Below are 13,112 nucleotides of genomic sequence, written 5' to 3' on the forward strand. Positions count from 1 at the left end.
ACCATGGCTTTCCCAAGGACCTGGGCAGACCGCCGTCGGGCTGCTGTCTTGAACTATGACGACGCACGGGACAGTGCTAGACGGCAACTTCCTCGAGCCATCTTCGACTACGTCGACGGCGGAGCCGAAGACGAAGTCACCCTGCGGAGAAATGTCCAGGGGTTTCGCGATCTGGCCTTCGAACCACGCGGGGCGACATGGGTTGAAAAACCTGATCTAAGAACCAAACTGCTGGGGCTTGATCTTTCGATGCCGATCCTGACGGCACCTTGCGGGGGAATGCGGCTCGTGCATCCGGACGGGGACCTCGGAATCGCGGCTGCGGCATCCAAAGCGGGCATCGCCCACGTTGCGACCTCGGCGTCCGGATACACGCTGGAAGAAATCGCGGAGACACCAGGACCGCAGTGGTTCCAAGCCTACAAGTTCGCCAGCCAGGACGCCATGCGATCCCTCATCGGCCGCGCCAAAATGGCCGGTTTCGAAGGGCTCGTGGCGACCATCGACACCAGCGTGTCCGGCAACCGTGAAAAAGACTTCCGCAACGGCTTCAGCTACAACATGAGCATCAATCTTTCCAACGTATTCCGTATGGCCCCGAAGATGCTCAGCCGGCCCGGGTGGGTTTACCGGTTCATGCGGGACGGCATGCCGTTTGTATTGCCCAACACTGCCGATCTCACCGCAGACGGCAAACCCATGGAACTCACCGAAATGATTCGGACCGGTAAAGAATCGCATTCCCCCTCATGGGAAGACATTGCCTGGATGCGTGCGAACTGGGACGGTCCCCTGATCGTCAAAGGCATCCTCAGCATTTCCGATGCACGCATCGCCGCCAGCCTCGGTGTGGACGGAATTATCGTCTCGAACCATGGCGGCCGCCAACTTGACGGCGCCCCCGCCTCCATCGCCGTACTTCCCCAGATCGTGGAAGCGGTAGGCGAGGATGTGGCCGTCATCCTCGACAGCGGAATCCGCCGCGGAAGCGATGTCCTGAAGGCCCTAGCTCTTGGCGCAAAGGCAGTAATGGTCGGCCGGCTCCCCGCGTGGGGATTGGCGGTGGATGGAGAAGCGGGCGTATCCCACGTTCTGGAAATAGCCCGCACGGAGATGGTCCGCACCATGCGCCTTTTAGGTTGCTCATCGATTCAGGAGCTGGATCCAACATGGCTCGGCACACAACCTCTTGCCGGTGTCGGCGTCCTTGCCCCGTAAGCAGAAAGCGAACATGAAATGAACGAAGCAGCAGCTTCCGTCAAGAAGCCCCAGAAATTCGTGGTTGCCAGAGCAGAAGAGATACCGCCAGGAAGCCGTCTCATCGTCGACGTTGGCGGCCGCGAAGTGGGTGTCTTTAACATCAAAGGCTCTTACTACGGCATGCTCAACCGCTGTCCCCACGTCGGCGGACCCCTGTGCCTGGGACAGCTGGTCAATTCCGTGACCGCCACAGTCCCGGGAAAAATCATCCTGGACGACTCGCAGGATCTGCTCACATGCCCGTGGCACAACTGGGAATTCGACATTAAAACAGGACAGTCATACTGGGACCCCAAACACATGCGCGCCCGGCCCTTTGCCGTGAACGTAGAAGCCGGAACCGACGTGGCCGAACAGGTCGACGGCGGGAGCGTAGGGCGAATCAAAGGCCCTTACCAGGCCGAAACTATCGAAGTGTCCATCGAGGCCGACTATGTGGTGCTGTCGATGCGGCCCCAACGCCCCGGATCTCCCGCCGCACCCGGCGCCTGCGCGCCCCCGCCAACTGTGACCACCGAAATGAAAGTAGAGGTAGCGCCATGACCACACCCCTGCTCGCCAGCACCCAGAGAAGTACCTTGTGGACGGGCCCCGTCATCGACTGCGACGTCCATGCAAACGTCCCCACTATCGAGACACTCTTCGACTACATGGATCCGGTATGGGTCCAGGGGACCCGGGAACGCGGCTGGCACGGACCCACCGGCCCCCGCCTGAGCTACCCGCCCGGGGCAGCCACCACTGCGCGCGACGAATGGCGACACGACGGCCTGATGCCCGCCTCGAAGCTGTCGATGCTCCAAAACGACATCCTCGACCCCTGGCAGGTCGACCGTGCGGTCCTCAACTGCTACTACGGCGTCGACTCCCTGCGGCATCCCGACTGGGCGGCAGCCCTGGCGTCCGCCGTCAACAACTGGATCATTGCCGAATGGCTGGACAAAGACCCACGCCTCGTGGCATCACTGGTGATCCCGGCACGTGACCCGATCGCAGCGGCCGCTGAAATCGACCGCGTCGGATCCCACCCCGGCTTTGTCCAGGTCATGCTCCCCGTCCGGTCAGAACGACTTTACGGTCAGCGGATCTTCAACCCCATCTACGAAGCCGCCACCCGCCACGACCTCGTTATTGGTCTCCACTGGGGCGGCACCACAGAGGACGCTCCATCCCCGACCGGCTACGCCTCCTGGTACGCCGAACAGTATGCGGCCGAAACTCAGGTCTACCTTGCCCAGCTCACCAGCATGGTCTTCGAAGGGACCTTCCAGAAGTTCCCCGACCTCCGAGTTGCCGTCATGGAAGGCGGATTCAGCTGGGTCCCCACATGGGGATGGAGCATGAACAAGAAATGGAAAGGCCTTCGCCGCGAGACACCATGGGTAGACCGACTGCCCCTTGACATCATCCGAGACCATGTCCGGTTCTCCGTTGCCCCGGCAGATCTCGGCCCGCGGGAACATTCGCAACGGATCATTGAGTGGCTCGGCTCCGAGGACCTGCTGATGTTCGCGACAGACTACCCGCACCGTCACGACGACGACATTGACGAACTCCTTGCCGTCATCCCCGACACGATGAAGGCAAAACTGATGTCCGAAACTGCCCGGTCCTGGTACAAGCTGTGACCGCCCAGAGTCGGCCGAACAGGCTCAAGGCCAGGCTGGCCGACGGAGGGGCAGCGGTGGGGTTCTCCTGCGCTTTGGGGAGTGCCCAGATCGCCGAGGAATTCGCTATGGCCGGGTTGGATTTCATCTACATCGATCAACAGCACGGTCTGACATCCCACGACACGCTAATCGAGATGCTCAGGGCCGTTGCGCGCAGTGAAACAACCCCTCTGGTTCGCGTCGCCGCTAACGACACAGCCCTCATTGGCCTCGCATTGGACGCGGGTGCCGAGGGAGTCATCGTGCCGATGATCAACAACGCCGACGAGGCGAAGCTTGCGGCACAGGCGTGCCGCTACCATCCCCGCGGCGTCAGGAGTTGGGGTCCGATCCGGGCGCGGTACGGCCTCGGGTCGGATCCTCAAACTGTCAACCAGGAGGTGCTCTGCCTTGTCATGATCGAGACCAGCGAAGGCCTCATGAATCTGGAGGAGATCCTGGATACGCCAGGGGTCGACGGTGTCTACATCGGTCCCGCAGATTTAGGAGTGAGTCTCGGCGGCCAACCTCTCAGCTTCGAACAGACCAGCGATCGGTTGCAGCTGGACGCCATCAGCAGGATCCGCCGAGCGTGTACTGAACGAGGCCGGATCGTCGGGCTCAGCGGCGACCCCGAGGAACTCGCCGCCCAAGGCTTTAACATGATCACCGCCGCCCTGGACTTTGCCATGATCCGCAGAGCCGTCAGCGAAGTGCGCCGCCCAACCGCCATCACCGCGGTCCTCTAAGCAGAGGCTCCAACCCCATTGAAAGGCAAGCCATGACTACTGTTGAAACCGTCCGCGGACCCATCGCTGTGGAGGATCTTGGAACGACCCTGACACACGAACACCTGTTCACTAAAAACCCCGAACTGGAACAGGACTACCCACATCCGGAATGGGACGAAGAGCGATTGATCCGCACCGCCATCGACGGACTCAATGCCCTTAGCGCGAAAGGCATCGGGACAGTGGTCGACCTGACTGTCCCGGGACTTGGCCGATACATCCCCCGGATCCAGCAGGTGGCTGCCGAAACAGAGATCAACATCGTAGTCGCCACTGGGTTCTACTCCTTCAAAGACCTCCCTATGTTTTACAAGATCAATGGACCGGGCCTCATGGTGGACCGGTCCGAGCCGCTGGAAGAGTTTTTCATCAAGGACCTCACGACCGGCATTGCCGACACCGGAGTGAAGGCTGCCATGATCAAGATCGCCACCGACGAATACGGGATTACCCCGGATGTTGACCGGATCATGCGAGCCGCGGCCGTAGCGCACCAGGAAACCGGCGCGACCATCACCACCCACACACATGCCGAGGACTTCACCGGCAGGGACCAACAAAAATTCTTCGAATCCCTCGGCGTCCCGATGGAGCACCTCGTCATCGGTCACTGCGGGGACAGCACGGACCTAAGCTACCTCCGCGAACTCATGGACAACGGATCCACGCTCGGACTCGACAGGTTCGGAATGGAACAGGTCCTGCCAGACGAACAACGGATTGACATGCTCGTAAAACTCTGCGAAATGGGATACGCCGACCGCCTGACCCTCTCGCACGACGCCGGGTTCTTTAGCATCAACACGCCCCCGTCCTGGCGGGCCAAGAACGCACCGAACTGGCACCACGCCAACATCTCCGACCGGATCCTCCCAGCCATACGGGAAAAAGGGGTGTCCGAAGAAACCATCCAACAGATCATGGTCACCAACGCCGCCCGGATCATGGTCGGCCGCAGGGCCTGACACCCACTTCACACACGAACACGTTAGGAAAAATGCCATGCCAAAAATCTTCTTCCACCACCCAGGAGGGGCCACGGACGTCATCGACGCTGTACCCGGCACCTCTGTAATGCGGGCCGCCATCACCAACGGGGTGGACGGGATCATTGGCGAATGCGGAGGGCAAGCCATGTGCGCAACCTGCCACATCTATGTGCGCGACGAATACATAGAAGGCCTGCCGGCCATGAATGAGGACGAGGAAGAAATGCTGGACGTCACCTCATCCCCCCGAGACGATCAGCGTTCACGCCTCGGGTGCCAGATAAAAGTCGGACCGCACCTTGACGAAATCGCCGTCGATCTTCCCCTCACGCAGGTGGAACCATGAGCCGCATCGTCATCATCGGAGGAGGCCAGGCCGGCGTGCAATTGGCCGACTCACTAAGAACGGAAGGCTACGAGGGCGCCATCGACTTGTTCGCCGATGAACCACACCTGCCCTACCAACGACCACCCCTGTCCAAGGACTTCATGGCTGAGGACGACAGTGCAAGTCCACTTCCCCTCAGGGCAGGCACGTTCTTCGGCGAACGCGCAGTACAGTTCCACCCGGGAGTGCAAGTCACGTCCGTCGATCCCGCCGGGCAAACAATCGTTGCCAGCGACGGCACCATCCTTTCGTACACAAGCCTTGTGTTTGCCACCGGAGCCCGCAACCGAGAAATCACGGTCCAGGGCTCCGAGCTGGACGGAGTTCGCTACCTCAGAACGCTCGATGACGCCAAAGCGCTGCAGGCCGAGCTCGGCACAGCCAAACACGTTGTCGTCATTGGGGCGGGTTTTATAGGCCTGGAGTTCGCGGCGGTAGCCCGAAACCGTGGGCTTGACGTCACGGTTCTCGAATTCGGACCTCGCCCCATGGGACGAGTCCTTTCACGGTTCATGTCCAGCTACTTCGCAGACGTCCACACAGGTAACGGCATCAAACTGAGGCTCGGGGAGGGCATCGCTTCGTTGACTGGAACTGGAGGGAAGATCAGCAGGGCCATCAGCACCACCGGCGCGCAATACCCTGCTGACCTCGTCGTTGTCGGCATCGGTGTTCTCCCGAATAGCGAGCTGGCAGAACAGGCCTGCCTGGAGACAGACAACGGCATCGTGGTGGATGCTTGCCTGCGAACGAGTGACCCGCACATCTTCGCCTTAGGCGACTGCAGCAGCTACCCCAACGCATACACCGGGACACGGATCCGGCTGGAATCAGTCCAGAATGCCACTGACCAGGCCAGAAGCCTGGCCAAGACGCTTACCGGCAAACCTACGCCCTACGACAACCTTCCGTGGTTCTGGTCCCAGCAGGGAACGGTAAAGCTGCAGATAGCCGGCATCATCCACAGCGACGACGAATCGATTGTTCGTGGCGAGCCCGCGACAGGGAAGTTCTCGGTCTACTGCTTCCGGGACGGCCAGCTCACCGGAGTGGAGTCAGTAAACAGCCCTGCCGAGCACATGGCCGCCCGAAAAGTACTCGAACAACAGCTTCCGCTCACACCCGGCCTGGTGCTGGATGCCGAATTCGATCCGAAAGCATTTTCGAGGCAGTCGTTCGTCCTCACACCCAGTGAACGGAAAAGCCAGGAACGGCCCGCTTCGGTCTGAATGGCACAGGTAATCGGAACAAGGGTGAGTATTTGGAAAGCCGGTAAGTTTCTCAGAACCGGCGTCGTAGAAGTTGCCGCCGCATCCGGAACCACCGCCTGGATAGCCGCCGAAGGAGTGGAATCAAGACTGATAATAGAGAAGGATGCCGGTTATGAACTTGGGAGACCACCCACAGAAGTCACAAGGGGGCGGTGGTAATAACCAAACAGGTTCGTTTGTCCGCCCAGCCCACACCGCGGCCGATCCTGCCAGCGCCGGCGAACGACATGTCGTGCGGGACCCAGCCGTGTCCCACACCGGAGCGGACCAATACAGTTTCCCGTCCGGTGAGCTCGTCTCTATGGCGTGGGAGGGCTGGTGGAGCCAAGGATGACGACGGAATGTCGACCTCAGGCTTGACCGTGACCGGCCGTGTGGCTTCTCGGGACCAGCCCGGCGGAGCCCATCGGGCGCATGATAAATTATATTTTATGCAAAAAGGGCTAAAGCTTGAATTGATGGGTCAGGCGGTCGCAGCCCTAATCCGCGAGCAAATTCTCAGCGGCGAAGTTAAGCATGGAGATGCCCTGCGCCTCGCCCCCCTCGCTGAGAAACTGGACGTGAGTATCACTCCGGTTCGGGAGGCCTTGCTGCAGCTGGCGAGAGACGGCTGGGTGGTGCATCAGCCTAATCGTGGCTTCCGGGTGGTTCCCATACGGCGCGACAGCGTTATTGACACTTACTTCATGTGGGCCACCGCTGAGGGTGAGCTCGCGGCGCGAGCTGCGACCCGGTCCAACTCCGAAAGTATCTTCGTGCTACGCAAGCTGGATGCTGAGCTGCACAAACTCGAGGACCATCACAGCAAGCATGCACTAGACCTCAACGCCGAACTGCATACCGCTATCCATACAATGGCTGATGCTCCTAAACTGCTTTGGTTTGCCGAGGCTGCGCGGCGGCTGGTACCCCTGCAGTTTGACTCATCCTTCCATTCCGTTCCCGGCTGGGCTGAAATCAACCGTTTCGGCCACTCGGCAGTCATCGACCGGATCGAGTCAGGCGATGCTTCAGGCGCCAGGACGCTCATGTTCGATCACTTTCAAAGTACATGCAACTTGCTCGTGACCTGGCTGGACGGTTTGGATTTTTGGGAGTTGGAGTCGTCACCGGCGTCGCCCCCAGCCAACGAGGTCGGGTGATCCTGCTCGGCATGTACGGGCGGCAACGCCCATTTGCGTCTAGTGTCCCCGGCTGGTTTCCTACTTAGCGATGCCGACGCAGCGGTCGCCACGTGGTTCCAACCCTGCTGACAGCGGGATTGACATTCACGGGGTCCCCCCAGCGGGTGCCACTTCGAACACCTTGAGTGCCGGTTGTGACGTCGATGCCCAGTCCCCGTCCGCCCCCTGGGTTGCCTGCCAGCCGTCACTGACAGGCTTCCCAGAGGAAACGCGCCACAATTCAACGCACCTCCTCTGGGAATTAATCCTGAGCGTCAGACGCTCTGTGTGTCGAGCGCGTTCTGGAGTTCGTCGATTTGTGCACGCCGGACGGGCGGTGCCAGGACGCCGTCGGGTATCGGACAGATGTAAGGGGTCTCTGCTGTAACGGCGTTGAATTCGGACTTTGCCTGGTCGATGAGCGTGTTGTCCCTAAGCAAGGAGACAGCTGTGCCCGACATGGCTTTGGCCGCGTAAATCATGCCCTTGTGGGCTGCCGGCAGCTTGCCTTGGGCGACCACTTGCCAGGTGTGGAAAGGGGTGCCCATAGCGAGACTTGCGGCCATGATCTGGACCGTGGGCACGGACCAGCTGACGTCGCCGACATCGCTGGAACCGGTCAGCTGCACGCGCGGCAGGTTGTTTGACTCGGGTACGTCGTCATGCAGCGCCTTTTCCTCATTCGGGGCCCAGCCGATTGATGTCTTGATGCTGCGTATTTCGCGGCGGTCCAGCCCAGCTGCGAAGCGGTCGGCGGTGGCTTGATCCGTGGCGTCGAAAGGAACACCGCCGAGGACCTTTACGTTTTGATAGAGGACCTGTTCGAGGACGTCGTTGGGCAGAATCTCTGAGCATGCCCCGTCGAATTCGACGGTGAGCTCCGTTTCAGTCATCATCGCTGCACCCTTTGCGACCTTGAGCACCCGTTCGTAGAGCTCGCGCATTTGGTGCCCATCGGTTGCCCGGATGATGTAGTAGACCGAGGCCCGGGGCTGGACCACGTTGGGCGACAAACCGCCGGCGTCGGTGATGGCGTAGTGGATCCGCGCTGTGTCCGGCATGTGCTCGCGCAGGAAGTTCGTGCCGACGTTTAGCAGCTCGACGGCGTCGAGCGCGCTGCGGCCCATGTGAGGTGATGCGCCGGCGTGTGCTGCGACGCCTTTGTAGTGGAAGTACACCTGCGTGTAGGCGAGCATCAGGTTCTGTTTCCACAGTGTGCTCGCAAAGGGGTGCCAGGTGATAGCGGTGTCAACGTCAGCGAACGCTCCGCCTTTGACCATGAAGCTCTTTCCGGCGGCGGCTTCCTCGGCGGGGCATCCGTAGTACCGTACCCGGCCTGGCAGGCCGTTCTTGTCGAGGTATCGAGCTGTGGCGATTGCCGCGAGGAGTGAACCGGCCCCCAACAGATGGTGGCCGCATCCTTGGCCGTTACCGGTGTGGTTGCCCGGATCGGGGCATCGCTCGGGGTTTCCGCTGTCCTGGCTCAACTCAGCTAAACCGTCATACTCCCCAAGGAAAGCAATAAGGGGACCACCGGAGCCCTTCTCCGCAGAAAACGCGGTCGGAATCCCGGCAACATCGCGCGTGATGGAGAATCCGTACTTCTCGGCAACGGTGACTTGTTTGGCGACTGCGCCGTGTTCGTCCCAGCGCAGCTCGGGCTCGTCCCAAATGGCGTCCGACAATGCGGTGAATTCCGGGGCCAGCGCCTCGATGTCGTTGATCAGATGGTTCAGGTGTTCCATAGGTGGTTTCCTTCCACAGAGGATTGAGTGAGGTTGGCGGGGGTCAATGTGCCTGGACCTGCGGCGGTGAAGCGGTTTCCGGGTTTCTAGTGGGGAACAGTTGCCGTCGGGGACCCTGTCGTGCTGGCCGCCTGGTTTTTGGAACGGGCGAACCATGCAACGATGATCGTCAGAATCACCGCGATTGCAGTGGCGAAGTGGGTGATCCCGGGAGCCAGGGGTATTCCTGTGAACACAATCAGACCGGCAAGGGCCGCAGCGATGATTGTGGTGCGCAGACTCTTGAGGGCAAGGACACTCTGGAGGACGACGGCTCCAAAAATGGCGGGCAGGATGTACAGCCTCGCAACACTGATCATCGCGGGCGGCAGCAGGCCGATGATCCAGGTACCCAAGAGACCTACGAAGATGATGAGGGTTGTGACATGAACGAGTACGGCGCCGATAATGGCGCTTCCGGCAATCAGCTCCGCCCGCCGGCTGCCGGGCTTTTCGTTCAGCTGGGCTTGGGCCACGATTGCCGCAGGGAGGAGTTTGTTAGAGATGTTTCCGATCAGGAAGGCCTGATACATGGCTGAGCGGCCAAGGATGGGGAAATATGACACGGGTTCGACAATTGCGAAGAGGCCGAAGGTGGCCACTACGGCCCCGACGGCTGCCCACAATTCCGGGCCTGTGATTCCGAGACCCGTCCCGAAGGCCGCGTAGACGGCAGCCGCCAGGGAAATGGTCAGCCCGAGTGCCAGGGTTATGGGGCCCCAGATTGAAGTGGTTCGGTCAAAGGCAGCTAGGCCGCTGCGTGTTTGCGTGGAAGCTGACATCGGATGCTTCTTTCTACGGGTCAGGCGACCGGTGCGGAGCTGGTGACCAGGTATGCGACGGACAGGGAGGCGAAAATGGCGATGCCCAGGCCCCATTCGCGAAGCCACGGGAGGTGGAAGCGTTTGGCAATCAGGAGGCACAGGCCCATGGCAGCGGCGGATGAGATTACGGTGAGAAGGTGCACAGGGGACTTGAGGGTCTCCTGGAATGTCAAGGTAAAGAATGCCGCCAGGAGTGCTGCGGCCGGAACGATCGTCATGACCGCTGGATTAACCTGGCGGAGCTTGGCATCACCTTTACCCAGAATGGGCGTCAAGATCAGAGTCGCAAGCATCCAGAGCAGCCCGCCCATTGTCATGGCAGCGAAGCCCAGCGCGAATACCTTTTGCGTGTACGTGGGGCCGCCCAGTTGGGCGCCCTGTGTCCCTGCGGCAAGTCCTGCAGCGGCGACGTCAAAAGCCGCCGACCCCACCAAACCAATTCTGGTCAAAACCGCGGGAGTGCCGAAAAGCGGTAGCAGCGAGATTGCGATGAGGGCGACAGCCAGGGACGGGCCGATGGCCGCTACGGCTCCGGTTCGTACGGAGCGTCGGATTTGGGACTGGCTCAGATCGGCGTCGCCTGCGGCTCGCCGGATAGCCCTGAAATAGATGGCGGACTGAAGAACAATGACCAAAAAAACACCGGCAGCGCATATCCAGAGCACCGGGTGATTGACCAAGGGCTGGATATCCGTCGATGTCGGATCGACAACTGTTGCAACCACGTCACTCCTTGGGATTTCGAAAGATGGGGAAGGCCGGTGGCGCCTGACCACACAGGCGACCACGGACGTCGACGCGCACGGGCACAGTCCGGATGACTGCGATCACGGGCAATTTGTCTGCTCCAGATTAGGATTCCGGTTGAAGGCCGGAGTGAAGATGCACGATATCGCCCTGTAGAATGCTTTCCATGCAGGAAATGGCTCTGGACGAGCTTGATCTCAGGCTGATCAACGCCCTTCAAATCCAGCCCCGAGTCTCTTGGGCGGCTTTGGGGCGAGTACTTGGGGTTGATCCGGCCACTCTGGGGCGCCGCTGGGATAGGATCTCCACTGAGGGCCTTGCATGGGTGACGGGGTATGCCGTTGACAGACTCTCTCCCGGAGCCATCGTCGAAGTTGAGGCGATGCCAGGCAAGCTCTTGGAACTGGCGAAAGCCTTACTCGAGGATCCTGAGGTTGCAACAGTCGACATAACCGCTGGGTCGCGGGACCTGGTGCTCTCGGTCATAGCCCCTACGAGCGAGGCTCTTTACAGGTACGTGCTTGAGCGGCTGGAAAAGCCCAACCTGGTATCGAAGGTCTATTCTCATCCAATCGCCAAGGTTCTTGCCGAGGCGAGTCAATGGCGCCTTCGTGCACTCGATACGATGCAAGTGGAAGCCCTGCGTGCGCTGAAGCCCGAAAGCGGGCGGATGAGGCGCTTCAATGAATTCGACGAAGCTGTCGCCGAGGAACTGTTCCGCAACGGACGTGCGACGGCGAATGAGATTGCGGCATCTATTGGTGCCAACCAGCGCAGGGTCCGTGAATCGATCGCCAGCCAGCTGTCCGCGGGCACCATCAGGCTCCGGACCGATGTTCTACGTTCGGAATCAGGCTGGCCGGTCAACGCATGGTATTTTCTGTCCCTTCCGGCCGCCCATGCAGACCGCATCGCCAGGCAATTGAGCCGGCTTGATGAGATTCGTACCGTACTCTCCATAGTGGGCAGGTACAACATCGCGATGACAGTCTGGATGCGGACGTTGGAGGACGTTTCCAGGCTCGAGGCTGCAATAGAAGAGCAGCTGCCCGAGGTGCGCATAGCTGATCGTTCGGTGGTCATGCGCACAACAAAACTCGTGGGTACACTGCTCGATGAAAATGGACGCCGACGGGGTTACGGCGCGACCTATTTGCAGCGTTCTGCCACCCCATAGGCGGTCAGCACGCGATGATGTTGACTGCCAGGTCACCGCGCAAGGTTTCCTTGTACTTTCTGTTCATGTCTGGCCCGGTCTCGCGCTTGGTCTTGACTGCTGTGTCGAGGGACACGTCATGGTTTCCATCGTCGCGCAGGCTGATCCGTGCAGCGTTGAAGGCTGTGCTTGCCTGAGGACGAGAAGAAATGCGTTCGTCTCCCACGGCGGGGTTGCCACGAACGTCATCGCGGATGAGTCCACGGTCCAGGTTGAGAAGCGGACGGGCGACGCGGACGTGTGGCGAAACCTCAAGCGGCGGGTGCTCGTCTGCTTCGAGGGCGCGGCCCTTGCCACCGGGTGCTCGTGGACCACCGGCAGACCGAAGACCCCTACGTGTCCCTGGACATCCACGAAGGGCTGGGTGCGGCCTGGTACGCGAATATGGAAGCCGTGGGCCGGCCGGTGGACACGATGCCTGGCTTCGTCGGCGGGTCCTCGGACGTGGGGGACGTCTCCCAGGTGGTCCCGTCCGTGCACGTAATGGTGGTCGTCCGCAACAGCACGGCAGTGCCCCATCACCCCGGCCTCACCGCCGACGCTGTCCTGGACGGCGGCACTGTCGTGGCCCCCACCGTGCTCGACGCGGCCTTGGACCCCGGCTGCGCGCCGACAAAGAGGGCAAGCATGTCCTCTTTGCAAGTGATCTTGCTGTGGCTTCTGGTCCTAGTGCTATTCCAACAGTTCGTGCCTGTAGTGGAGGAGAAACTCGTGCCGGTAGTGAAGTCCAACCCATGGTGAGGCGCAGATTTCGTCGATATACAAGGCCGGCCGAGGATCTCGTGCTTCCTTGGCCAACGCGGCTGGCTCCCGCCGACCGGACTGGCAATCCACTTGGGACGGGCTATCTGAACTTCTTACGCGGCGTCTTGGCACAGTAACCTTCTCGTCTTTGCAGATGGCTGGGCGGGTTGAAATTGTCCCATCGATCAAGCCAATCGAAGGGTTTTGCGTGCTAGAACGCGCGGAGGATGTCTTCGACGCGGGCTTTGGCGTCGCCGAAGAGCATTTGCGAGTTGTCGCGGAAGAA

At 60.7% G+C, this 13,112-nt stretch carries 14 protein-coding genes and 1 pseudogene; 11 read left to right on the forward strand and 4 right to left on the reverse strand.

The window, feature by feature from the left end:
• Positions 1 to 48: 48 nt before the first annotated feature.
• The 8 genes from PV761_RS06290 (at position 49) to PV761_RS06325 (ending at position 7,490) form a co-directional block, all read left to right on the forward strand.
• Positions 49 to 1,218, forward strand: coding sequence for an alpha-hydroxy acid oxidase (locus PV761_RS06290; RefSeq protein WP_347895240.1), 1,170 nt, complete (start codon positions 49 to 51; stop codon positions 1,216 to 1,218).
• Positions 1,219 to 1,236: 18 nt separating this feature from the next.
• Positions 1,237 to 1,803 carry a Rieske (2Fe-2S) protein gene (locus PV761_RS06295; protein ID WP_347895242.1) on the forward strand — a complete coding sequence of 189 codons (567 nt, stop codon included), beginning with the start codon at positions 1,237 to 1,239 and terminating at the stop codon, positions 1,801 to 1,803.
• Entirely contained in the window at positions 1,800 to 2,888 is a 1,089-nt protein-coding gene (locus PV761_RS06300; protein WP_347895244.1) for an amidohydrolase family protein, read from the forward strand. Before PV761_RS06295 ends, PV761_RS06300 begins: the two co-directional genes overlap by 4 nt.
• A 56-nt stretch (positions 2,889 to 2,944) precedes the next feature.
• Positions 2,945 to 3,658 carry an aldolase/citrate lyase family protein gene (locus PV761_RS06305; protein WP_347895276.1) on the forward strand — a complete coding sequence of 238 codons (714 nt, stop codon included), beginning with the start codon at positions 2,945 to 2,947 and terminating at the stop codon, positions 3,656 to 3,658.
• A 32-nt stretch (positions 3,659 to 3,690) separates the two neighbouring features.
• Positions 3,691 to 4,665, forward strand: coding sequence for a phosphotriesterase-related protein (locus PV761_RS06310; RefSeq protein WP_347895246.1), 975 nt, complete (start codon positions 3,691 to 3,693; stop codon positions 4,663 to 4,665).
• A gap of 37 nt (positions 4,666 to 4,702) precedes the next feature.
• A complete protein-coding gene (locus tag PV761_RS06315; protein WP_347895248.1) occupies positions 4,703 to 5,035 on the forward strand; it encodes a 2Fe-2S iron-sulfur cluster-binding protein in 333 nt (110 codons plus the stop codon).
• Positions 5,032 to 6,306, forward strand: coding sequence for an FAD-dependent oxidoreductase (locus tag PV761_RS06320; RefSeq protein ID WP_347895250.1), 1,275 nt, complete (start codon positions 5,032 to 5,034; stop codon positions 6,304 to 6,306). The genes PV761_RS06315 and PV761_RS06320 overlap by 4 nt, the downstream gene beginning before the upstream one ends.
• A gap of 383 nt (positions 6,307 to 6,689) precedes the next feature.
• Positions 6,690 to 7,490 carry a GntR family transcriptional regulator gene (locus tag PV761_RS06325; protein WP_347895252.1) on the forward strand — a complete coding sequence of 267 codons (801 nt, stop codon included), beginning with the start codon at positions 6,690 to 6,692 and terminating at the stop codon, positions 7,488 to 7,490.
• A gap of 296 nt (positions 7,491 to 7,786) precedes the next feature.
• Here PV761_RS06325 and PV761_RS06330 read toward each other — a convergent pair whose 3' ends face one another.
• The 3 genes from PV761_RS06330 to PV761_RS06340 form a co-directional block, all read right to left on the reverse strand.
• Positions 7,787 to 9,256, reverse strand: coding sequence for an amidohydrolase (locus PV761_RS06330; protein WP_347895254.1), 1,470 nt, complete (start codon positions 9,254 to 9,256; stop codon positions 7,787 to 7,789).
• An 86-nt stretch (positions 9,257 to 9,342) separates the two neighbouring features.
• Positions 9,343 to 10,077: a hypothetical protein gene (locus PV761_RS06335; protein ID WP_347895256.1), complete on the reverse strand. Its 735-nt coding sequence runs from the start codon at positions 10,075 to 10,077 to the stop codon at positions 9,343 to 9,345.
• Between the two features lie 20 nt (positions 10,078 to 10,097).
• Positions 10,098 to 10,844, reverse strand: coding sequence for a DUF5058 family protein (locus PV761_RS06340; RefSeq protein WP_347895258.1), 747 nt, complete (start codon positions 10,842 to 10,844; stop codon positions 10,098 to 10,100).
• Positions 10,845 to 11,032: 188 nt separating this feature from the next.
• Between PV761_RS06340 and PV761_RS06345 the strand changes: the two genes are divergently transcribed.
• Entirely contained in the window at positions 11,033 to 12,043 is a 1,011-nt protein-coding gene (locus PV761_RS06345; RefSeq protein WP_347895260.1) for an Lrp/AsnC family transcriptional regulator, read from the forward strand.
• A 4-nt stretch (positions 12,044 to 12,047) separates the two neighbouring features.
• On the opposite strand, the pseudogene PV761_RS06350 reads toward PV761_RS06345, so the two are convergent.
• A pseudogene (locus tag PV761_RS06350) lies at positions 12,048 to 12,206 on the reverse strand (L-serine ammonia-lyase); the annotation flags it as partial.
• A 182-nt stretch (positions 12,207 to 12,388) separates the two neighbouring features.
• On the opposite strand from PV761_RS06350, the gene PV761_RS06355 reads away from it, so the two are divergent.
• Positions 12,389 to 12,823 (forward strand): hypothetical protein, encoded by a 435-nt coding sequence (locus PV761_RS06355; protein ID WP_347895262.1) that lies wholly within the window; start codon positions 12,389 to 12,391, stop codon positions 12,821 to 12,823.
• A 49-nt stretch (positions 12,824 to 12,872) separates the two neighbouring features.
• Positions 12,873 to 13,112, forward strand: a 240-nt coding sequence (locus tag PV761_RS06360) for a hypothetical protein (RefSeq protein WP_347895264.1), incomplete at its 3' end; no start/stop codon positions are given.

This window comes from Arthrobacter sp. CC3, from assembly GCF_039907775.1.
In the GTDB taxonomy this organism is placed as follows: domain Bacteria; phylum Actinomycetota; class Actinomycetes; order Actinomycetales; family Micrococcaceae; genus Arthrobacter.

Bases quoted from the DNA above. Each gene is read 5' to 3' on its own strand.
- PV761_RS06295 (WP_347895242.1), top strand. From the start codon at position 1,237: ATGAACGAAGCAGCAGCTTCCGTCAAGAAGCCCCAGAAATTCGTGGTT.
- PV761_RS06300 (WP_347895244.1), top strand. From the start codon at position 1,800: ATGACCACACCCCTGCTCGCCAGCACCCAGAGAAGTACCTTGTGGACG.
- PV761_RS06310 (WP_347895246.1), top strand. From the start codon at position 3,691: ATGACTACTGTTGAAACCGTCCGCGGACCCATCGCTGTGGAGGATCTT.
- PV761_RS06315 (WP_347895248.1), top strand. From the start codon at position 4,703: ATGCCAAAAATCTTCTTCCACCACCCAGGAGGGGCCACGGACGTCATC.
- PV761_RS06320 (WP_347895250.1), top strand. From the start codon at position 5,032: ATGAGCCGCATCGTCATCATCGGAGGAGGCCAGGCCGGCGTGCAATTG.
- PV761_RS06325 (WP_347895252.1), top strand. From the start codon at position 6,690: ATGTCGACCTCAGGCTTGACCGTGACCGGCCGTGTGGCTTCTCGGGAC.
- PV761_RS06330 (WP_347895254.1), bottom strand. From the start codon at position 9,256: ATGGAACACCTGAACCATCTGATCAACGACATCGAGGCGCTGGCCCCG.
- PV761_RS06335 (WP_347895256.1), bottom strand. From the start codon at position 10,077: ATGTCAGCTTCCACGCAAACACGCAGCGGCCTAGCTGCCTTTGACCGA.
- PV761_RS06345 (WP_347895260.1), top strand. From the start codon at position 11,033: ATGCAGGAAATGGCTCTGGACGAGCTTGATCTCAGGCTGATCAACGCC.